Origin of the sequence: Paenibacillus sp. RC67, from assembly GCF_030020805.1 — a bacterium.
Classification (GTDB): Bacteria; Bacillota; Bacilli; order Paenibacillales; family NBRC-103111; genus Paenibacillus_S.
Map to the genome: position 1 here is coordinate 6,963,358 of NZ_CP125098.1, position 20,780 is coordinate 6,984,137.

The following is a 20,780-nucleotide window of genomic DNA, read 5'->3' on the forward strand; positions in this document are numbered from 1 at the left end:
CTGATATTTTTCTAAGTTTAGTAGTTATTAATGATTAGGATGGCTTATGCTCTTTGAAATGTTTGCGCTAACCTTTCGTTTAAGTTTTTCCTCGCTTTGAAGCACCATTGATTCACTTGATTCTCATTGCTTTGAAGTATTTCTGCTATTTCCTTAGCGGAATAGCCTTCTATGTATTTCATCATAAACGCTTTTCTCTGCTGCAACGGCAGAAGACGAATAGCCTCTTCGAGCATGTCCTGCTGCGTTCCGGTCAGAACGGACCTGTCCATTTGGACCACCAAGTTAAGAATTCCGTCCTCCACTGTACCATATAGGAGCGGCCGCCTTTTCCTCAAATGATTCTTGGTGATAAAGCAGGCCGCTTGACATATCCATGCCCGGAGCTTGTCCGGCTCGATACTATCGATTTTCTGGAAAACAACATCTCGTACCTTATCTGCAATTTCCTCGTAATCACTCCTTCCTATGGACCGATTTTGTCCGATTGCCTCTTGTCTGGCTTGATGTTCTACGATTTTAGGCAGCCAGTCCTTAATAAAGGTGGCCACCTCCGCGTCATCTAACTGCTGATGTAAGATGCAGTGATGAAGCCGACGCATATCCATGCTGGACCCATCCCTTCCCTATGCTATAAAAAGAGGAAATTAATACCTCTAGTATATCATGTCATTACAAAGGGTTAATCTTATTCGTTTTAAAAAAAATTTATACGTCCAGCTGCAAATTCCAATTCAACCGATTCCACAGGCTGTTCGGATGGATAACCAAGTTCCGTGCAAAACCGGCCATCATCTCCGCGCTGTCACCTGTCATCTGCCCCCACCAGAACTGTCTTCCCGCTAAGAAGGCGATGCCGAATTGCTGCCAGCCGTCATATTGCTGCTGGGCTTTTACGGCTACAGGCTTTACAAGCCTCAGCGCTTTTTCCTCCGTGAGATATTCCACGAATATCCCCACCTTGCATAAATGAACATATCGGCCCCAATCCCATGCGGCGATTCCTGCGGTGGGAAGCCTATCCATATAAGCTTTGACGATTTGGTATTGTCTGTATTTCTCACTTGTCTTGGATAGGGATTGGATATAACGATGCTGATCCGCTTCGGATAACGTGGAGAGGAACGACTTGATTTGATGGAACTCAGCCCGATGTCCGTTCTCCATTAATGATTCAAGTCTCCGCAGCAAGTCGTTCTGGCCTTGAATTCCCCAATCCCGGCTTAATGAATGCTTATGTCGATCTATACTATCCTCTGCAGGATCGAGCTTGTAGTTATTTTCCATGCTTAGACCGTTCATTTCATTCATGGTCGCGTCCAGCGCGAAGCACCATAGTCCAGATGGGCTATCGAGCAGACTTTGCTTCTCCGTTGTCATCGATCTCTTCCTCTCCATCCCTTGGTTAATCCTGCACGATAAAATGCAGCTTAGGCACACCACCTATTGCCTGATGCTTTAAACAAATCTTATCCGGCAGCGATATCTCGACTGGGGTCGACTTTTTAAACCAACCGAGCCAGGATGATTTCTTATTTTGTTGACGCAATTCTTGCACGTACGAAGCATATTCCGTATGGTCCGGCTCCTCCCGACATGCTTCCTCGGCATACGATAGCGCATTAGCCAGCTGGCCCGTTTTGAAATAGGCAGCACTTAAATAAATGCTTATCTCCTCACGGTATCCCATCCGATATGCCCGCTCCAAGTCTTCAATGCTTTCCTGAAACAACCGGAGATGATAATGGGCGATACCGGAGTAAAACCATACCTTAATGGCGTCGTCATCCTCTATTTCCTCCCCCTGCCATTCCATGAACGCTTTCGCCATGATAAGTACATCCCGCCACATGTTCATATTCAAAAAGTAGGGAATGCTTTCGAGAAGAACCCAATGGTAGTACTCCCCATCATCCTGTGCCAGTCTTGTCATATAGTCTATAACTTGCTTTTGTTCCTGCGGGTTGCCTTCCTTCAGCATCATATAGAGAGCCATTTGTGTGATGTCTAGATGATCTGGAAACTGTTCTGTGCCTTCCATATAAACTTCCTTAGCCTTAGCCTCTTCACCCATCATCCGGTAAATATCGCCTTCCAGCACATAGCCGTCCGAATCGTTAAGCTCCTGTAATTTGCGTGTAGCTGCAAGAGCAGCTTCATAATCGCCCTTCAGACAAAGAGTTCCGGCACAATAATAGTAAATAACGGACTCATCGTACTCCCATGCCAACGCTTCTTCAAAGCATTGAATAGCCTGATCGTACTCCTTCATTTGCAAATGACAGAAGCCTTTACGAAACCAGGCTTGATTAAAATCATACTCATGCTCAACGACTACAGCATGATCCTCGCAGGCCTCACGGTAGTTGCCCAATTCATAGTGGCATAGCCCCCTCAAGGAATAATGCATCCACTGGGCAGGCTCCATCTCAATGGCGCGGTCTGCACATTCGATCCCTTCGGTCCATTGCTCCAATTTCAAGCGAGCATGTGCCATCAAGCTCAGAGCCGACGCAGCATACGGATTCATTTCCAGTGCGAGAGACACGTAATGGATGGTGTCAGCAGGCTGATCGAGCTTGAGCAGCACCGTTCCAAGCGTTACGAAAATGTCGAAGCCATTGGCTCCTTCCGACTGAGCGGCTGTCCAAGCTTGATTTAGTACCTCGAGACTTACCTCCGCCAGATCGCGTTGGTACAGCGCTCTTCCCCAGAGCAAATACATTTCTGAGTCCAGCTCGATAAATCGGCGAATAGACTCAATGGCTTCGCAGCAAGCCTCATATTGCTCCATATCGTAATACGATTGGGCAAGTGACATGTGGAGTTTGGCATCTTGAGGTGAGGCTATTACTTCCTGACGTATCGACTCGGCAAGCCGATTGTTCACTTCATACAGCCTGATACGGGAATCGAGATCGAACGGATGCTGCTCTATCGTCTGCTCCAGTAACAATTTGGCTTCGCTCAGCTGGTCATAGCCCAAATAACAGCGGGCAAGTCCATTCATAGCTTGGAGATGATTAGGCTCCCTCGTCAAAATATACTGATAATCGGCGAAAGCCTGCTTGAGGTTGCCCATCTGCAAAGAAATCGCACCACGATGAATAAACCCGTCGATATCGGCGGGGTAGACTTCAATAAGCCGGTTGTAAGCATCTAACGCTTGCGCGGGATAGCCTGCACGGATACTATAATTGCCTATCAAGCGCAGCAAATCGGGATCATCCTGGTACAGTTCCTGCGCTGCGGCCAAGCAGGATCCAGCGTATTCCAAGTCATCTCTGATCAAGGCGTGATGCGCCTCGGCCCTGAAATCAATGAACCGATCTAAATCTATGCCTGCCGAAACAACGAATTCGTAGCGCAGTTCCCAGGCCTTGTTCACTTCCATAAACAAATAGTCCACGAATCGCTCATCATAATGCTCGCACAGTTCTCGTTCCTGTTCCGTCCATAAGAAATAGTCATTCAGCACAACCCATATCGTCTTGGGCAAATGATGATGCTCCGTTAGAAAGTCCAGCATCCGGCGGCTCACTATAGGCTTGAGGCTCAGCTGCCAGCCTAACTCATCGTCGAGCAGCTCCTTCCACACCTCCGTATTCGTCCTTGCTGCCGGATTCTCATAAATCCTCTCGACTTGCTTCATAAATGCATCGGCAATCACATGAACATCGCTCTGTCTAACCGATTCCATGGCGGCAGTGATAGAACCGGCCTCATATAGTGAAGCGAACGGCTTCACTATTTCATGCACGATTCTCGTGTCCTTCGAAGAAACGGATGGCTCCTGTTCTGTGGCTTCCTTAATATATTTGGCTTCCTTAATGGCTTGATCATAGGCTTCACGCAGCAGTTGAAAGGCTGCCGGATCGTCCTCGAGATGAACTATTTTTAATTTTTGGGCGTATGCGCGTTTAATGATATTCGTCTCAAGCGTTGGAGTAAGGCCCAGCAGCTCCCATATGCTCATCATGCTCATTCCTTTCCATTTATCAGTTAAGGAACTGCGGAAAGCCCTAGTGTAACGGCAAGCGCTGTTCCTTCAACTAATATCTATTACCTATATCGGAAAGGAATTAGCGATTTTAGATAGGACGAATGATAGAGGAAGTGGTGCTTACTGCTGCATAAACACGACTTTTTTACGATTGCAGTGGGGGCTTAAAGGTAAAGGGGATTGCCTGAAGAAGGTTTAGCTTAGTTGGCGGCTGTTTTTATAAAAGCGAGGATGGAAATAGGATACCCGCTCCCGGTCCTCCGCTAACGTAAACACATCATCGCATCTGGAACAAGTTAATTCTAGGATATGAACAACTTCATGTGACGAGCCAGGGTTTTGACAGTGTCGGAAATGAAAAGCATTCTGGCATTTGATACATCTTACATTGCCCTGACAGGCCTCCTGAATGATTGCTACGCTTTCCGTAAGGAGTTCGTTTCTGATCCCTTCGTCAAGTCCCACCGTCAGCTCGCGAAGAATGGCAAGATGATATTTGAAGACAAAGAACAGCGGGTCTTCCTTCAGAGCAGCCCTTATCCCGTCTGCAAACACAGCAGCTTCAATGGAACTCGGATTGTTAAAATCTCCTCTGGTCATATGCATCACCCCTACAGTCTTTCTCCGGCCCAATTTCCAAACTACTACACCATCATTTTACCGACAGCTTCTTCTATACGATCTCTTTGAATCGGTTTAACGACGAAGTCAGCCGCCCCGCTGCGGATCGCTTCAAGCACCATATCCCTTTGGCCCATCGCTGAGCACATGATAATCTTGGCCTTGGGATGACGTCCTTTAATATGCTTCAAGGCCTCAATGCCATCCATCTCGGGCATCGTAATATCCATCGTAACGAGATCAGGCATCACTTTATCATACAGCTCCACGGCTTCTTTCCCGTTACGCGCTTCCGCCACCACATTCATTCCCATATCTTCCAGCATTCCACGCATGACCATTCTCATAAATGCCGTATCATCCACAACCATAACTGCAGTCATCTTTCTATCGCACCTTTCAACAACCTGTTTACTATTATTTAATCAGATCACGCTGAACAAAAAATGAACAGAGAGCGTGTGAGTTATCTATATATAAAAAGAAAGCAGCCTCCCGAATGGGATGCTGCCCTCCATTGTATTTCTATTGAGCCGGTCGCTCCAATCTGGAGCCAAACCCTTTCCATTGCTCATACCACATAACGATCTTATCGTTAGGTAGTACATCCAGCTCCTCAAGCACCGAAGCAAGTCGCTTATACTGCTCTTCTACCGCCGTCCTCTCCTTCAAGAGGCTGTACAGCTGCATCAAAGCAAAATAGCTTTCCTCGTAATACGGATACTGCCGCTGCATGCGATGATATACCATCATCGCTTCGGTAAGCATTCCTTCACGGGTATAGTAGTCGCCCAACAGCAGCGCCTGCTGCAGCCACAATGTCCGGAGACGCTGCCGCTCATTCTCCGCCCATAAATAATCACAATCGGCCATATAGTCTCCAGCATACATGTCCACAAGCTGCTGATGCTCTTGCAGATTATCTGCCGAGACGATGCCTAGCGCGCGATTCGTTTGTTCCCATTCCTCCACATCGATACGCACTCTTGAGGCATCAAGTGCGTATCCTTCCTTAATGCTCAAGCTGCGGATTTCAATATCCGCCCCCATCCGCTTCAAGTCTTGGCGCACCTGATAAATCGTCGTGTACAGGTGCGTCTTCGCCTTCTCCATCTCAAAGTCGGGCCAGAGCAATTCGAAGAGCTCCCCTTTGCGAACCAGTTGGCCTCTATAATGAAGCAAGTAAGCGAACAGCTCCTGTGCCTTGGCGGTGCGCCATTTCAATGTAACCGGCTCATTGCCCGGCAATTCGATTTGCATCGTTTGCAAGCATCGGATAAGCACGGAGCTGCTTTTGACCGATTGCTCCTGTTTCGAGCTGCTATCGACGGTTTGCTGAAGCCGCTGCACTGTTCGACTCAAACGTTCCCTCTGTATAGGTTTCATAACATAATCCAGCGCATTCAATTCAAAGGCCTGGACCGCATATTCGTCATATGCGGTGACGAACACGATTTCCACAGCCGGGCATACCTCCTGCATCAGCTCGGCAGCCCTCAATCCGTATATCTCCGGCATATTGATGTCCAGGAAAACGACATCGGGCATCAGTTTACCTACCGCCTCTATGGCTTGATTCGGCTCCAAATAGGTCCCTATAACCTCGATACCTGGAATTTCCTTCAATATCTTCTCCAACTGCATCAAAGCAAGGCGTTCATCATCCACCAGCATAGCCTTCATCGTTATCCTCGTTCCTCCTCATGGAGCCTATTCCGTTTCCTTCTCGATGCCACTGGATCTATAATCTGCCTTCAACGAAATGTTCATGTTCAAAAATTGTTCAGTATAACGCGATATAATACCATTTTAATATATATCGGCTTTAGGATGCTTGGGTTTTATCGTATTACTCCATATACATGATTTCCATCTCCATGACATCTAAGGCCTTTCTGACTTATAAGGAGTGGTTCGTTCATGCCCGTCGAAGGATCCTATAATTACCCTATAGCAGCCCTCTCAGTCGCTATTGCAATCCTTGCCTCTTATTCGGCTCTTCATATTTCATCCAAAATCTCACGTATCACCGGAAAAACCAACTACTTCTGGTTATTCGCCGGGGCCTTTGTGATGGGCAGCGGCATCTGGTCCGTGCACTTTGTCGGCATGCTCGCGTTCCATCTGCACGTTCAGGTTCATTACGACATAACCTTGACATTGCTTTCTATGGCTGCAAGTGTCGCTGCATCCTTCGCTGCTTTCTATACTACTACCATACCTAAAAATAAGGGTTGGAACAAGATCGCCATAGGCGGTTTTTTTATGGGAAGCGGTATCAGTATTATGCATTTTACGGGAATGGCTGCTATGCAAATGCCGCTTGCGCTGGAATATGACCTATTTCATTCCATTTTGTCTGTTCTAATCGCTTTAGCCGTATCCTATCTGGCCTTACTGCTGATACTTCAGTTCCAAACTCCCCCCGTTTCGAGTAAGAACCTATGGCTATCCGCCATCACGATGGGCATTGCAATTTGTGGCATGCATTATACAGGAATGAAAGCCGCCATATTCCGCAATGATTCGTATCCATGGTCCCCCCCTTTTGCCGATGATGTGTTCAAAGCTGTTGATCCACTGCTCCTTGTAGGAGTAACCGTGAATATCTTTGTTATTTTGCTTATCTCTTGGGGAGCGGTATTTTTCGATCGGCTTGTTCTTGAAAAGATGGCTTACCGCGATACGATTACCAGCTTGCCTAACCGCAATGAAATGAACCGCTTCTTCGATACTTATACAGGCCATGACAGTCTTGGAGTGTTATTTATCGATCTGGACCAATTTAAAGTCATTAATGATACGCTCGGACATCACATCGGAGATATGCTTATTCAAGAAGTGGGTCAACGATTGCAGGGCTTTATTACAGCTCAACAGCAGGTTTACCGAATCGGCGGAGATGAGTTTCTCGTCATTGTTCGTGACTGTCATTCAGAGCATGGCGAGCAATTGGCAGGGCAAATACTCCAACAGATTAAGCAGCCCTTTCATCTCGAAATGAATGAGCTGTACATTACAGCAAGTGTTGGGATCAGCATAGGCCCAATTAAACATTCGGATCGTTCGGTGTTACTGAAAAAAGCCGATACTGCCATGTATAAGGCCAAAGGGCTCGGCAAAAATCAATATTTCGTCTACAGCGAAGAAGTTGGCAGAGCAACCGTCCGACGAATGGAGCTTGAAAAAGATTTACGCAGAGCCTTTGACCATCAGGAGTTTTTCGTCGTTTATCAGCCCAAATGGAATGTCATGACGAACAGCCCCTATGGCTTCGAAGCGTTGATTCGCTGGAATCATCCGCGGTTAGGCATCGTCTCGCCGACCGAGTTTATTCCTATAGCCGAAGAAACCGGCCTGATCATTCCTATGACGAGATGGATATTGGAAGAGGCCTGCAAACAATGTGCTATGCTTCAGCAAAAAGGCATGAGCCAGCCCTTGTCGGTCAATCTGTCAATAAAGCTGTTCCAAAGCGGCAGCTTGCTGAACATGGTCCAATCGGTTCTATCGAGCATAGGCTTAGACCCGCAAATGCTTGAGCTGGAAGTCACGGAATCCATGATTTTCTATGATATTCACGATATTGTAAGGCAGCTAGCCGACATTCGCGCTTTAGGCGTAAGGGTGTCCATGGATGACTTTGGGACCGGCTACTCTTCCATCGGACTGCTGGATCAAATCCCAATGGATGCGCTGAAGCTGGATAGGCTATTCATCCATGATCTGCACACTCCAAGCAAACGGGCTATTATCCATGCCATCGTGCTGATGGCAGAGAGCTTGCAGTTGGATGTCATTGCGGAAGGTATAGAGAACAAGGAAGACCTTGAATCGCTCAAGCAGCTAGGCTGCAAAGTAGTGCAGGGCTACTTTTACAGCACACCGATGCCTCGTGAAGAGATGGAGATCTGGTTGAAATCGAAATTAAAGGATAGCCTTGCTTCCTCCTCATAAGCCTCCTTATAGTACATATCCTTGCATAAACAGCAAAAAGAAACCGGCCACGCAGCAAAATTGCATGGTCGGTTTCTTTTGTATGTTTATTGCACTTCGTCAGCAAGCTTGCTCTTCCAAGCTTCGCTTCCATCTTGATTGCGGGTCGATTCGTGAGAAACCGTGGCTTCCTGCACGTCCCCGAAGCCCCAATGGCTTGCCGGAACATCCGGGAATACCACTTCAGTACCTTTTAAAGGTCCGCGATACAGCATGCGATTAATCATCGTCACCGCTTCTACCCTGCGAATGCTATCGTCCGGCTTAAACGTTCCGTCTTGGTAGCCTGCTAGGAATTTGCCGCGGTACAATTCTTCAATTGCGTTGGCAGCCCAATGTCCTTCGGTATCCTGAAAATGGTTCGTTGCCGGTGCAGTCACTTTCAGATTCAAGAAGCGCGCCATAACGGATGCCAGCTCGCCTCTGGAAACTTGAGCCTCCGGACGGAAGCTTCCGTCTTCAAAGCCGCTGAAATAGCCGTGATTCGTTGCAATTTTAATGTAATTAGCGGCCCAATGGCTTTCTTTAACATCCGTGTACGCAAGAGCATCATTTACCGTAACATTCTCTGTTAAACGGGCAACGATAGCTGCCAGCTCAGCACGAGTTAGCGTGTTATCCGGGTGGAACTTACCGTCCGGGTATCCCAGAATGTAACGTTGATGCTTGAGTTCACCGAAACGGTCGGAGAATACTTTAACTTTAACGGTCGATTCCGCTTTTATAGCATTATCAGTTCCGCCGTTTACTGCAAATTGACCTGAGATGTCGACTTGGGCATCCGCTGCCGTTAGAAGCCCCCATTTCAAAACAACCTTGAAGCTTCCGGCTTGTCCAGCAGGCAAATCTGCAATATTCCATGTAATCGTATTGCCTTTGACCGTACCGCCATCAGCACTCACTACTTCTGCTCCTTGAGGAATATTGAAGGTGATAACTCCTGCTCCAATAGAAGAAGTAGATGGATTTTTGTAATCCAGCGTTACTGTCGATGTATCGCCTTCTTTGACGATGTTCTTATCTACAGTCAAATTCAATGACGGTTGTGCAACCGGTGGCACATAGCTGGAGCCGCCTCCAGAGCTATGGCGATCGGAAGTAGGAATTCTGCGCATGGAGAAGTCCAATTTAACCACATCTTGTCCTACGTGAATAATTCCGTCTTTGATATAGCTGTCGGAGCCATTAGCTGCTGCAGCATTCGGCTTAGCTTCCAATGTGTTGTAGTTAATGTAGCCCGGCTTCGTAGCAACAATGTAATAATCGGCATTCGGATAAACCATCCATGCATATTGTCCTGAAGCATCCGTTAGCTGTGGATTATGGTTCTTATTTGGTGCGAAATCAGCTAACTCAGGTAAAGTTACCAGCGTATTAGGTGTACGGCCATTTTGCTTATTCAGCTCCGTATCTGCCCAGTACAGCTGCGTAGTGACTCCATCAAGAACTTGTCCCGTGTAAGCATCGGTCACAACACCGTAAGGGTCGATCAAGGAATATACAACGCCCAATTCCCCATTCTGATTTACCTTCACTGTTGTCGATGGTCCAGCCAATACGGTACCATCCGGTGCTTTAATTTGATACGTAATTTTATACTCGCCCTGCGGTATATTAGCCAGTTCAAAGTTTCCTTCCGCATTGAGCAGAAGTGTAGAAGTGAAAGAATTTCCGTTCAATCCTTGTACTAGCGCGCTCACATTTCCGTTTCCAAACAGGCTTCCTACGGTCGGTTGAGCATTCCCGGAGGAAGAAGCAATGAATAAGGAGCCGCTAATTTTATTGGTAGAATCAATGGTTTGGCCAACGCCGCTCAATTGACCTACAACCGCTGTTTGTGTTTGCTTTAAGACTACAGTTTGATTTCCGATTTGAACCGGTGTTTGAATGTTCATTGTGTACGTGAAGTTACCACGAGGTACCGGAATTTGGTAAGAACCGTCTGGTCCCGTCGTTACCGTTGAATTAAAATCAATAACACCGTCTCCGTCAAAATCAGCTGTTACCGAAACGGTTGCTCCGGAGGCAGGCTTACCTGTCACTTGATCCATAATGATTCCGAATACCGCAGCAGGCATGTACGTCATCGCTACACTTTGCTGTTGGGATAACCCGGATTTCGTGTCGGTTGCCGTAGCAGTAATAACTTCGCTTACAGGGATAATGCCTTGAAGAGCCGGCACCGTATACTCCGTGGAAGCTATTCCTTGCTCATTCGTAATAACCGTCACATCGTTGGCAGAGTTATTGCCAAAATGGAATGTAACTGGCACTCCAGCAACCGGTTTACCGTCAGGTGAAGTCGCTTTGGCGCTCAAGGTCACCTTGGATTGACCGTCTCCTACCACCGTCTCAGGCGATGTACTGAAGGTCAAGTTGAACTGTGGAGCTTGATCTTGCACAACAATCGTTTGCGTTGTCGTCTTACCGTCGAAGGTTACTGTAATTGTCGCTGTTCCTGGAGCTTTGGCAGTAATCAAGCCATTAGCATCTACAGCAGCAACAGCTGGATTGGAGGAAGAGTAGGTTGCTTGCTTCGTTACGTCCTTAACACTCTCATCCAAGTAAACAGCACTTGTTTGGGTTTGTTGAGTAGCTCCTGTTACAAGTGTAGCATTAGCCGGATCTACCAGCAGATCACGCAATGTCGTTGTGGTTGCGCCCGCTACACCCGAAGCCTGAGAAACAATTCCGTTGCTTACAGCACTTACTGTAAAGCTATGTTCTGTTCCTGGTGTAAGTCCTGTTACCGTATACTTGGTATCTGTGACCCCGGATGCAATTAATTTGCCGTTATCATAAATATTGTAGGATTGCGCGCCTGGAACTGCGTTCCAGATAATGGTCGCTTCTGTGGATGTTACATCCTTCGTTGCAACTCCAGTCGGTGCTGCAATAGGTACCGTAACCGTTGCTTGAACCTTCTTGCCGTTATAGACGGCTTCGATTACGGTTGTTCCTGCACCGATCGCTGTAACCAGACCATCCGGACCTACGGTTGCGACCGTAGAGTTTTTCGAAGTAAAGCTTGTTTTATTCGTTACCTCAACCTTGCTTCCATTTGAATAAACGGAGGATACTACCGTTTGATGCGTGGAGCCTACTGGCAGCGAATAGCTCGGGCTGTCAATAGCAAGGTCCAGAGCAATCGGAAGAACCACGCTGTTGGAAGGCATCGATTCAGTAATGCCATCTGCATTATTCGTTACAGCCGTAACCGTAAACGTAGCGAACTCCCCTGGTGTAAGCCCGCTCACATTGTAAGTTGCGCCGGTAACATTCGTAGCAATCAAAGCACCGTCTTTATACACATTGTAGTAGGTTGCTGTACTTACCGTACTCCAAGTCAGCTTGTTAGCTGTCTGTGCCGTTGTTCCTGTAGCAAGATTCGTCGGCGCAGGAGGAACTTTCACGGTTGCATAGGCGCCCCCGACAGCTATGGCCGTAATGTTGCTCGGCGGATTGCTTCCGAAATCTACTACCGTACTAGCTTGACCATTACCATCTGCTTGCGTAGGCACGGTACCTTGCGAAGTACTTAAGCTAACCGGTGCTCCCGGTACTGGGTTGCCGTCTACATCATATAATGTTGCGATAACTTTATACTTGCCTGGCTCTCCTGTTGGGACAGCGTTAACTTTAACTTCAGTCGGAGCTTGCTTATATTGATATTGTGTCGTGTCGATCGGATCCAACTCGTTTACAAAATACCAAGACAAAATATCATGTGTCTCCATTGACCCACCTGTTGCGGCCGTGAAGCCTGCGTAAACGCCCGGTTTGCCTTTAAAAATCGTTTCCAGGTCAATACCGTTAGCATTCAAAACAGGAGAAGCAGGTCGTGTAGGTGAGCTATTGATATAGACCTTCACATTTTTAGTATCTCCATCGTAATCGATCCACGAATACAGATCATTGCCATCAGAAAGTCGGATCGAATTAAGATTCGTTGTATACCAGCCTGTTTTGTTATTCACGTCGCCATTCACGGCCAGACCAATATAATTGTCGGACGGATCACCTAAATTAGCATTTTGATAGGTATCATATTTCACCGCAAAGCTAGGTGTAATTCCACCGTATCCTATACCTTGGCCAACCGCTCCAGCATCATTAGCTTGGGCTTGGATAGTGAACGTAATCCCGTCAGCCGGGCTGTTGCTCGCCTTATTTGCATTCAACCGGAATTTAAAAAACGTACTGAAGGAGTACTTGTTCGTTGACGTAATCATCTTCTTGTTGAAAACAGTTCCAAACACATTGCCTGTTCTCTCGGTTAAACGTAATACATTTCTGCCTTTATCATCTGTAATGGCTTTTGTAGTTCCGTTTAACGAGAAGAGATTCAGCTGGTTTCCTTTCATAAATTCATCATTTTTAAACGTTACCCATTTCGTGTTATCCGCAGCTGCGCCTACCGTTAACGGCTGCATCATGGATACCATTATGCACAGCATAAGCACCCATGACATCCATTTGGATGTATGTCGTTTCATTTTCTTAACTCCTTTTTTCATCTCTTTGTGACCTATACCCTATCCTTTAAGCTACTATTCTCTGATTAGCTCCATCACTTCCCTCCCTTAAATAGCCAACTCTGCATTACTAACATCCATAGTTCCAAATTATACAAGCACGATCTAAACAATTTTTGAACAAGATTCACCATTATTCGACTTTCTCTTTGTTAAGCCAGTTCTTTTATCCTACTTTCGACAAAATAAAAAATAACCCGTCCCAGGGAGTTACCGGAATCAGGTTATTTAGGTCATACTTCTGATCTTACAAAACCAGAATCTCTTGGATTTGCAGGCTTCTTTCCCTGCTCAAATCTATAAAATCATCTTCTACTCTAACTAATGGAGCCTCCATATGGTGAGGATTTAAGTAAACGACCTCTCCTACTCTTCCATCGGTCAATACAACCTGCTTGCCAATCAAGCGTTGTATCGTGTTTTCGACAAAAAGCAAAATGATTCTTGGATCCAGTTCCCCGAATTTGCCTCGCTGCATTTGACTGACAATTTCGTAGAAAGGAAGCGGTTCATGGTAGGGCCGTTTGGAAGACATTGCGTGAAAAATATCGGCAACAGACACAATGGAACTCAGCAGATCGATCTTGGGCTTCTTGAGACCTAGCGGGTACCCGTTTCCATCCTCGCGTTCATGGTGCTGAAGGGCCACGAGCGCAATTCTATGGCTGATCCCCTGCGTTTCCCTTAGCATCTCGTACCCGAAGATTGTATGCTTCTTCACCAGCTCGTACTCAGCATCCGTTAATTTCCCTGGCTTATTTAGAATCTCATCAGGAATTTTCACCTTGCCTATATCATGAAGAGTTGCCGCAAGAGACAGATTGGCAAGCTCCGGCTCACTCAAATTCATCCATCGTCCAATCCGTGTCGATAAGATGCCAACGCCTATATTATGCTGATAGGTGTAATCATCCTTGGCTCTAACCAATTCAATTAATTGAAAAATATTGTCCTGCGCTGAGACGTCATGGATGATCGGTAATATTTCTTTTCTAATTTCTATGACCGGAATTTTGCGAGTACTCTTGATAGATTCGATAAGCTCCTTGGACACAGCTACGGTTTGTTTGACCAATATGTCGAAATCCGTATCATGGTCAGGTTCCGTTAAATCAATCGCGATAGAATCAAAGGGGATTCTATGATTCATCAGTACGGTTACGGCTTCATGATTAATGACCGTTTGGGCAGGCAGAACCGTAACTCCAAAGGCGTTTATAATATCATTTTTCACTTTTTTGCCCATTAGATGATGATCCATAAACAACCTCCATAATGAGTCGTCGCTCTCGCTTACCCCATAAGCAGCACGACAGCGCTCCTTGTCATAGATCATTATTATATAAACAAGCACTAAACAAATTCTGAACAATCGTGACAAATTAGGAGAGGATTCACCTCGTCTTTGTCGAAATTCTTCTAATTATGAACAATAATAAAACGAAAACATGGATCATTGTCATCGTGTTTCTGCTTATCCTGACAGGGATACGCCTGCTCTGGAGGAAATCCGAATTGCCGATAATGGCTCGGGCATGAGTGAGATGAGGCTGTTGGAAATATGGAACCGTCCTAAGGATAAAAAACGGGGCATCGGTCTTATCAATACCGATCGTCGATTGAGGCATATCTACGGAAAAGGCTTGGCAATCGAAAGCATACCAGGTCAAGGCACTACCGTTTCTTTTCAAATTCCTAAATGATTAATCCTTAAAAATTTGGCATGAAATGGTTTATGAAGAAATAGATTATGATGATTGTAAGTTCTTCTTTGCAGGGTTCGAACCTCCATTCATTCCGGCAATGGGATTCTTCTCTCAAGAAGAGCTTCTTTGTGTTTCATAAAATACAAAAATCTTATTCAATGGAGGGATGTTATGGGTTTATCTTCCAGGAAGTATTTAGCCGAGTTCATCGGAACGTTCGTACTTGTTCTTTTCGGCTGCGGCAGTGCTGCAACAGCAGGAGGCGAGCTCGGTTATCTGGGTATCGCCTTTGCATTCGGCTTATCGATTGTAGCGATGGCCTACGTCATCGGTCCTGTTTCGGGCTGCCACATCAACCCAGCGGTATCGTTAGCGATGCTGTTCAGCCATAAGCTGTCTGGTAAAGACTTTGTAGGTTATGTTATCGCTCAAGTAGCCGGTGCAGTTGCTGGCTCAGCTCTTCTTTATGCGATTATCGACTCCACAGGCAAAGCCGTAACAAGTCTTGGACAGAATGGTTTTGGCTCAGGCTATGGGATCGGGATTTCAACTTGGATGGCTGTCATCGTCGAAGTCGTGCTAACCTTTGTTTTTATTTATACCATTCTGGGCGTTACATCAGCTCAGGGCAATCCCGGCCTCGCAGGGTTGGTTATCGGACTCACGCTTGTTTTCGTTCACATTCTCGGCATCGGTTTAACAGGAACATCGGTCAACCCTGCAAGAAGCCTAGGACCTGCGCTTTTGCTGGGAGGGCAGGCCCTATCGCAAGTCTGGGTATTCCTGCTATCCCCTCTTGTCGGTGCTGTATTGGCTGCCTTCATGTTCCGATTGCTTAACAAAAGTAAGTGAAAAAAATGAGAAATCCGCTTCGTACTCTGGTAGGAAACCACACTTGTATTTTTCTAAAAATCCGGGTTTCTAGTCAATCTGAGCGCCTGATCCAGGCGCTCTCTTTGCGCTAAGCAGAGAAGCATGTACCCTTTCCTTTAAATCCTCCAAATCAAACGGTTTCTGAAAATAGTCAACGGCTCCAAGCTCCAGACATTCGTCATAATGGTCTTCATAAGAAGTCATCATGATGACTTTGGCATGAGAGTTGAGTACCAATATTTCCTGTAATAATTCTATCCCGTCCATGCCGCCGGGAAATTTTATATCCAGCAGAACGATATCCGGGGCTATTTCGGTGAACAGCTCTAACCCCTGTCTAGCATGTTTCGCAGCATGTACTTCAAAGCCCTCCTGAGTGAACACTTTGGACAATAGCAGTCTAATTCCATACTGATCATCAATAACAAGCATGCTTCTTTTTTCCTTCATCTCAAGCAGCATTCCTTTCATTACCAGTTCAAGATATCGTAGCATCCGAACAGTTGAAAAGGAATACTTTCGTTATGAAGGATCGTCATCGCTTTCTCATCGCTCGGCCACAGCCACTTCCTGCTTATTCCATATCGAACTTGGAATCTCTCTGCGCAATACAGGCATGATATCTTCAGCGAACCGCTCCAGCTGTTCCAGCTGCTCGGCTTCGGTTAAGCCGTCCACACTAATGCTGAGTACCTGATTCCCGTAAGCTTCATGGTAATTTAGAATTTTCTCAATGACGAATTCCTTGCTTCCTACAAGAGCAGGACCATTCTTAATGTTATCCTCAAGATCCTTAAAAGGGGATTGATTATGCTGAGCGGAGGCTGTGGCATTGAAGGCGTCGTAATAGGGACGATATCGTTTGACCGCTTCTTCCGAGGTATCAGCTAAATATAATCTTCCGGCTCCTGCTCCGACAACTGCTTGCTTCGGATCATGACCGTAATAGGCCAATCGCTCCCGATAATGATCGATCAATGCCTTATATTTGGCTTGCGGATGGAATGTGTTAGATGAGAAAATCGGTTCCCCATATTGTGCCGCCAATTCCGTGGACCTTGTACTTGACGCACTGCCATGCCATACGGGAATCGATTGTTGATACGGTCTGGGCTCGGTTGTTACATGGTGAAGCGGAGTACGGAAGCGCCCCTCCCAGGTTACGTTCTCCTCATTCCACAGCCTCTTGAGGAGGGCATAGCGCTCGGAGAGTGAGTCCCATTGTTCTTCTTCACTAATACCAAAAAGCGGGTAATGACGCGGATCGTTCCCCTTACCGATAATTAGCTCCAGCCGTCCACCCGATAGATGGTCCAGCGTGGCGTAATCTTCAGCTACACGTACCGGGTCCAGCACACTTAATACCGTAACGGTAGTTAGCAGCCTTATGCTGGATGTTTGGGCAGCTACAGCGGTCAAAACCACGGGTGGCGATGACGAGATGAATGGCTTTCCATGCCTTTCTCCTACACCATAAGCATCAAAGCCAAGCTTCTCGGCAAGAACCGCTTGCTTGAGTACATTTTGAAATTTCTGCTGGGTCGTCCAAGACTCCCCTGTTACCGCATTGGGAATATTCATCATAAGGGTAAAAAGAGCAAACTTCATCGTACGGCATCCTCCTTCACATGTCGGAATCCGATACAGCTTCTTTTGCTATATTAAACATACATTTCCTATTGATTTAATATGATTATTGCTTTTGCTTCACTATAGCATCGCTCGCCCTTTGAGTCTAATAGACACTTTCTATTTATGAATCGAAAATATCAATTGTTATCGTAAATATAATACTGATTCTTTCCTCTTTTCTTGGATAGGTACAAAGCAATGTCAGCACTTTTACACAAAGCATCCGGGTCAGCACCATGCTCTGGCGCAAGTGAAATCCCGATGCTGACCGTGACCTTCTCACCGTCCAACTGGATTTCCCGTGCCGTCGATATCCCAATTTCTTCAATGATCCTGGCCGCCGTCGATTCAATCATAGGCTTGGTTGCAGAGGGCATAATGACCACAAATTCATCGCCTCCCAAACGAATGGCTACATCCGTCTTGCGGATAACCGTCCGGAGACATTGTGCGACACATTTTAACAAATGATCTCCCTGGTCATGTCCCAAGCGATCATTCACCAGCTTAAAATTATCGAGGTCAATCATCATCATAGCCGTCGTATGCTTGTTTTGCGATAATGTCGTTGCCAGCATTTCATCGAAAGCGGCTCTGTTCCTTAATCCAGTCAAACTGTCATGAAACGCAAGATACATGGGGAGGGCTACCCACCGGGAAATAATCAGAGAAAGTACGATGGAAATGAGGAATACTATGAACAATTGAATGAAAAAGATTCTTTTATTTTCATCAAGGATACATTGCAGATCCTTTTCATTATAAATGATTTCCAACACCTTATTCTTCGTGGCTCCAGTATCATAAGCAGATACATATTGAACATAACGGTAAATAGCCGGCTCGCCCTTCCATTCCCCTCTCCATTCAGTCGTTTGTCCTGTCTGGTGTGTCTGATCAAATGCTTTACGCCTTTCGCCGGTAAGCCTTGGTCCATTGACCGGTTCACCTAAAGAGAAACCACCCGTATTCAAAATATTAATCTCATTAACGTTAGGATACTGCTGCAATAGCTCGTCTATGGTTTTAAAGAAATTAAACTTATCAAAAATGTCCTCATTTTGCAGCACATAACCGAGCTGAATGATATATTTCTTGTCCCGCGTGGCCATGTAGCTGTATTTTTTGATTAAACCTGTCTTCTGCTCTATATCGATGCCGTCATGGAAAAACTCCCCCGACGCCCTTCTTTCATCCATTGTTTGCGCAAGCTTCCTGCAGCAGGCTTCAAAGTCCAGACCTATATCCTCTTTAAAGCTGCTGTGCGTGATCCTGTTATCGCTATTGATTATGTATATATCGGTTCCTAATAAGGCGTGAAGCGAATCAAAATCCCATTCATCAAATGAATGATTCCGGTCATACAGATTTAGCAGATAGATGGAATTGTCTTTCAGCCTGCTCGCAATAGGATCGCCAAACACAAAGTAAGCCTTTTCCATAGATTCCAAAGCATACTTGGCTATCTTTTCGTTCCGATCTACTTCTTCCATTTTATGATGAATGGCTTGTTCTCTTAGCCTTACGTGATCCGTTATTGCAATAGTAAATGAAATCGCCACAGCAAAAATGATCATCGTGATCGTCAATTTTACTCTGAACCAAGAATTCATCCTGTGCCCCCGCCTTCGCCGCATCCTCAGTAAAAAGACATAGTGAAATAAACCCACACCCCTATATGTAAGGTTGGGAATCTATCACAATGTATCATCTTTTAATCTGTGTACTAGGAGGCAGCTATGGAGTCTTGGAGTCCTCTCCCCTATATTTAGGAATTTAGACCTCCTTTTGTTTATTCTATCATATGGAAATGATTTGTAAACTTCAAAAACGCTTTTTTTGTCGAATCTTGGCTGGCTTATATCTGCATTCTAAAGGGAATAACCCGCCCTGGTCTATACCAGTGACGGGTTATTGAGATCGTTTAAGTCTAAAGTTATATTCCCGATGCAGCCAGCTTCAGCTTGACATAGAAATGCAGCTGACCGCTATCTTGCTCTGCCCAAATGGTACCCTCATGCGAATCTACGATACTTTTGGCGATTGCCAGTCCCAATCCGGAGCCACCTGTGGCGGAGGAACGGGAGGCATCGACCCGGTAAAACCGCTCGAACAATTGCTGCAGCTCTTCATCCGTCAGCATATCGGACCTATTGCTGACCCTAATAGTCACATAGCGGTGATCCCGTGAGACGTTGACTGTGATAGCGCCTGGCTTCAAACTATACTTGAGGGCATTGGTGAGCAGGTTCTCGAATACGCGGATCATTTTATCCACATCGATTCGGACGAGCAGCTTTTCCTTCGGAATATTACGGACGATCGTTAGCTGTTGTTCTTCTGCCATGGTGACGAATTCCTCAAGGAGCTGATCCAATACCTCGTTGATCGGGACGCCTTCTTTGTACAGCGGTACATCGCGATTGGAAAGCTTCGTATATTCGAACAAATCATCGATGAGAAGTTTCAGCTTCTCGGATTTATTGTAAGCGATACTTACGTAACCGGCTGCCTGTTCTTGTGTCTCGTAGCCTTTATCCTGCAGCAATCGGAGATATCCCATAATAAGGGTAAGCGGAGTGCGCAAGTCGTGAGAGACATTCGTAATGAGCTCGTTCTTCAGCCGCTCATTGCGCCGCTCTTCCTCGATCCTCCTTTGCAAATCCTCCACCATCAGATTCATATCCCGCGCCAAGGAGCCTAATTCATCATCACTGCGCTCGATGACTCGATAATCCAGATTTCCTGTAGCAATGATTCGCAAGCCCCCTGCCAGCTCCTCCACGTAACGCATTTTCCTCTGAGTCAAGAAATAGAACAAGAAGATAAATAAAACTACCGCGCTAAAAAAAGACATCGGGCTTTCGCCCTTGCGATAAGTGATGTGAGGCTCAGGAATGGCGGATACGATTAAATATGATTTTTGACTATTATAATTAACCGGATAAAAGCTGGAAAACTCTTTTCTATTATAGTCGTGATCCGTACGGGCATTCATCGCGTTGCTGATGATATTGTGAATATCGACATTCGTTTCCGCCGCATTGCTGCTTCGGAAAATGACTTTCCCTTCAAGATCCGTTATGAGGACTTTGTACTTCTGGTCACGAGCGATGCGTTTAACATGATTTTCAAAATCGGCTTGCCTTGAAGCAGGAGTAGGAATGACTTCACTGGTATCCGCTTCTTGATCAAAGGATCGAGTATCTAACTCACGAACAAGACTACGCGCTTCACCGTCTATTTGATCAATCCCATATTTGTAGTCGATGACAGCCTGACTTCGCATTTCACCAAATGCTTGATAAGTGAAGGCATAAAGAAGCGACGAGGCTATTAAACAAACGCAAAAGGTCAATATCAGCTGCAACCGTATACTCCGACTTACATGACCCATCATGGCCAAATACAGCC

The 20,780-nt window shown here is 46.0% G+C and carries 15 protein-coding genes; 3 read left to right on the plus strand and 12 right to left on the minus strand.

Features of this window, described 5'->3' with window-relative positions:
* Nucleotides 1-44 precede the first annotated feature (44 nt).
* The 6 genes from QMA13_RS31575 to QMA13_RS31600 all read right to left on the minus strand — a co-directional run bounded on the left by QMA13_RS31575 (nt 45) and on the right by QMA13_RS31600 (nt 6,307).
* Nucleotides 45-608 (minus strand): RNA polymerase sigma factor, encoded by a 564-nt coding sequence (locus QMA13_RS31575; RefSeq protein WP_282937596.1) that lies wholly within the window; start codon nt 606-608, stop codon nt 45-47.
* A gap of 100 nt (nt 609-708) precedes the next feature.
* Nucleotides 709-1,380 carry a DUF1266 domain-containing protein gene (locus tag QMA13_RS31580; protein ID WP_282937597.1) on the minus strand — a complete coding sequence of 224 codons (672 nt, stop codon included), beginning with the start codon at nt 1,378-1,380 and terminating at the stop codon, nt 709-711.
* A 25-nt stretch (nt 1,381-1,405) separates the two neighbouring features.
* Nucleotides 1,406-3,979 carry a tetratricopeptide repeat protein gene (locus QMA13_RS31585; RefSeq protein ID WP_282937598.1) on the minus strand — a complete coding sequence of 858 codons (2,574 nt, stop codon included), beginning with the start codon at nt 3,977-3,979 and terminating at the stop codon, nt 1,406-1,408.
* A 219-nt stretch (nt 3,980-4,198) separates the two neighbouring features.
* Nucleotides 4,199-4,603 carry a hypothetical protein gene (locus tag QMA13_RS31590; protein WP_282937599.1) on the minus strand — a complete coding sequence of 135 codons (405 nt, stop codon included), beginning with the start codon at nt 4,601-4,603 and terminating at the stop codon, nt 4,199-4,201.
* 44 nt (nt 4,604-4,647) lie between these two features.
* The gene (locus QMA13_RS31595) at nt 4,648-5,007 is read right to left on the minus strand and encodes a response regulator (protein ID WP_282937600.1); all 360 of its coding nucleotides are present in this window, start codon (nt 5,005-5,007) and stop codon (nt 4,648-4,650) included.
* A 142-nt stretch (nt 5,008-5,149) separates the two neighbouring features.
* The gene (locus tag QMA13_RS31600) at nt 5,150-6,307 is read right to left on the minus strand and encodes a response regulator (RefSeq protein WP_282937601.1); all 1,158 of its coding nucleotides are present in this window, start codon (nt 6,305-6,307) and stop codon (nt 5,150-5,152) included.
* A 237-nt stretch (nt 6,308-6,544) separates the two neighbouring features.
* Here QMA13_RS31600 and QMA13_RS31605 point away from each other — a divergent pair, with 237 nt between their 5' ends.
* Nucleotides 6,545-8,581 carry a bifunctional diguanylate cyclase/phosphodiesterase gene (locus QMA13_RS31605; RefSeq protein WP_282937602.1) on the plus strand — a complete coding sequence of 679 codons (2,037 nt, stop codon included), beginning with the start codon at nt 6,545-6,547 and terminating at the stop codon, nt 8,579-8,581.
* 86 nt (nt 8,582-8,667) lie between these two features.
* Here the strand turns inward: QMA13_RS31605 and QMA13_RS31610 are convergent, their stop codons facing one another.
* Together QMA13_RS31610 and QMA13_RS31615 are read right to left on the minus strand one after the other, a co-directional pair.
* A complete protein-coding gene (locus QMA13_RS31610) occupies nt 8,668-13,116 on the minus strand; it encodes an S-layer homology domain-containing protein (protein ID WP_282937603.1) in 4,449 nt (1,482 codons plus the stop codon).
* A 286-nt stretch (nt 13,117-13,402) separates the two neighbouring features.
* Nucleotides 13,403-14,416 (minus strand): HD-GYP domain-containing protein, encoded by a 1,014-nt coding sequence (locus QMA13_RS31615; RefSeq protein WP_282937604.1) that lies wholly within the window; start codon nt 14,414-14,416, stop codon nt 13,403-13,405.
* A 187-nt stretch (nt 14,417-14,603) separates the two neighbouring features.
* On the opposite strand from QMA13_RS31615, the gene QMA13_RS31620 reads away from it, so the two are divergent.
* The gene (locus QMA13_RS31620) at nt 14,604-14,858 is read left to right on the plus strand and encodes a sensor histidine kinase (protein WP_282937605.1); all 255 of its coding nucleotides are present in this window, start codon (nt 14,604-14,606) and stop codon (nt 14,856-14,858) included.
* 174 nt (nt 14,859-15,032) lie between these two features.
* The gene (locus QMA13_RS31625; RefSeq protein ID WP_282937606.1) at nt 15,033-15,713 is read left to right on the plus strand and encodes an MIP/aquaporin family protein; all 681 of its coding nucleotides are present in this window, start codon (nt 15,033-15,035) and stop codon (nt 15,711-15,713) included.
* Between the two features lie 69 nt (nt 15,714-15,782).
* Here the strand turns inward: QMA13_RS31625 and QMA13_RS31630 are convergent, their stop codons facing one another.
* The 4 genes from QMA13_RS31630 to QMA13_RS31645 all read right to left on the minus strand — a co-directional run bounded on the left by QMA13_RS31630 (nt 15,783) and on the right by QMA13_RS31645 (nt 20,766).
* Nucleotides 15,783-16,229, minus strand: a complete 447-nt coding sequence (locus QMA13_RS31630) for a response regulator (protein WP_282937607.1) — start codon at nt 16,227-16,229, stop codon at nt 15,783-15,785.
* Nucleotides 16,230-16,280: 51 nt separating this feature from the next.
* Nucleotides 16,281-17,342 carry an LLM class flavin-dependent oxidoreductase gene (locus QMA13_RS31635; RefSeq protein ID WP_282937608.1) on the minus strand — a complete coding sequence of 354 codons (1,062 nt, stop codon included), beginning with the start codon at nt 17,340-17,342 and terminating at the stop codon, nt 16,281-16,283.
* Nucleotides 17,343-17,503: 161 nt separating this feature from the next.
* The gene (locus QMA13_RS31640) at nt 17,504-18,979 is read right to left on the minus strand and encodes a GGDEF domain-containing protein (RefSeq protein ID WP_282937609.1); all 1,476 of its coding nucleotides are present in this window, start codon (nt 18,977-18,979) and stop codon (nt 17,504-17,506) included.
* Between the two features lie 323 nt (nt 18,980-19,302).
* On the minus strand, nt 19,303-20,766 hold the full coding sequence (locus tag QMA13_RS31645) for a sensor histidine kinase (protein WP_282937610.1): 1,464 nt from the start codon (nt 20,764-20,766) through the stop codon (nt 19,303-19,305).
* Between the last annotated feature and the right edge of the window lie 14 nt (nt 20,767-20,780).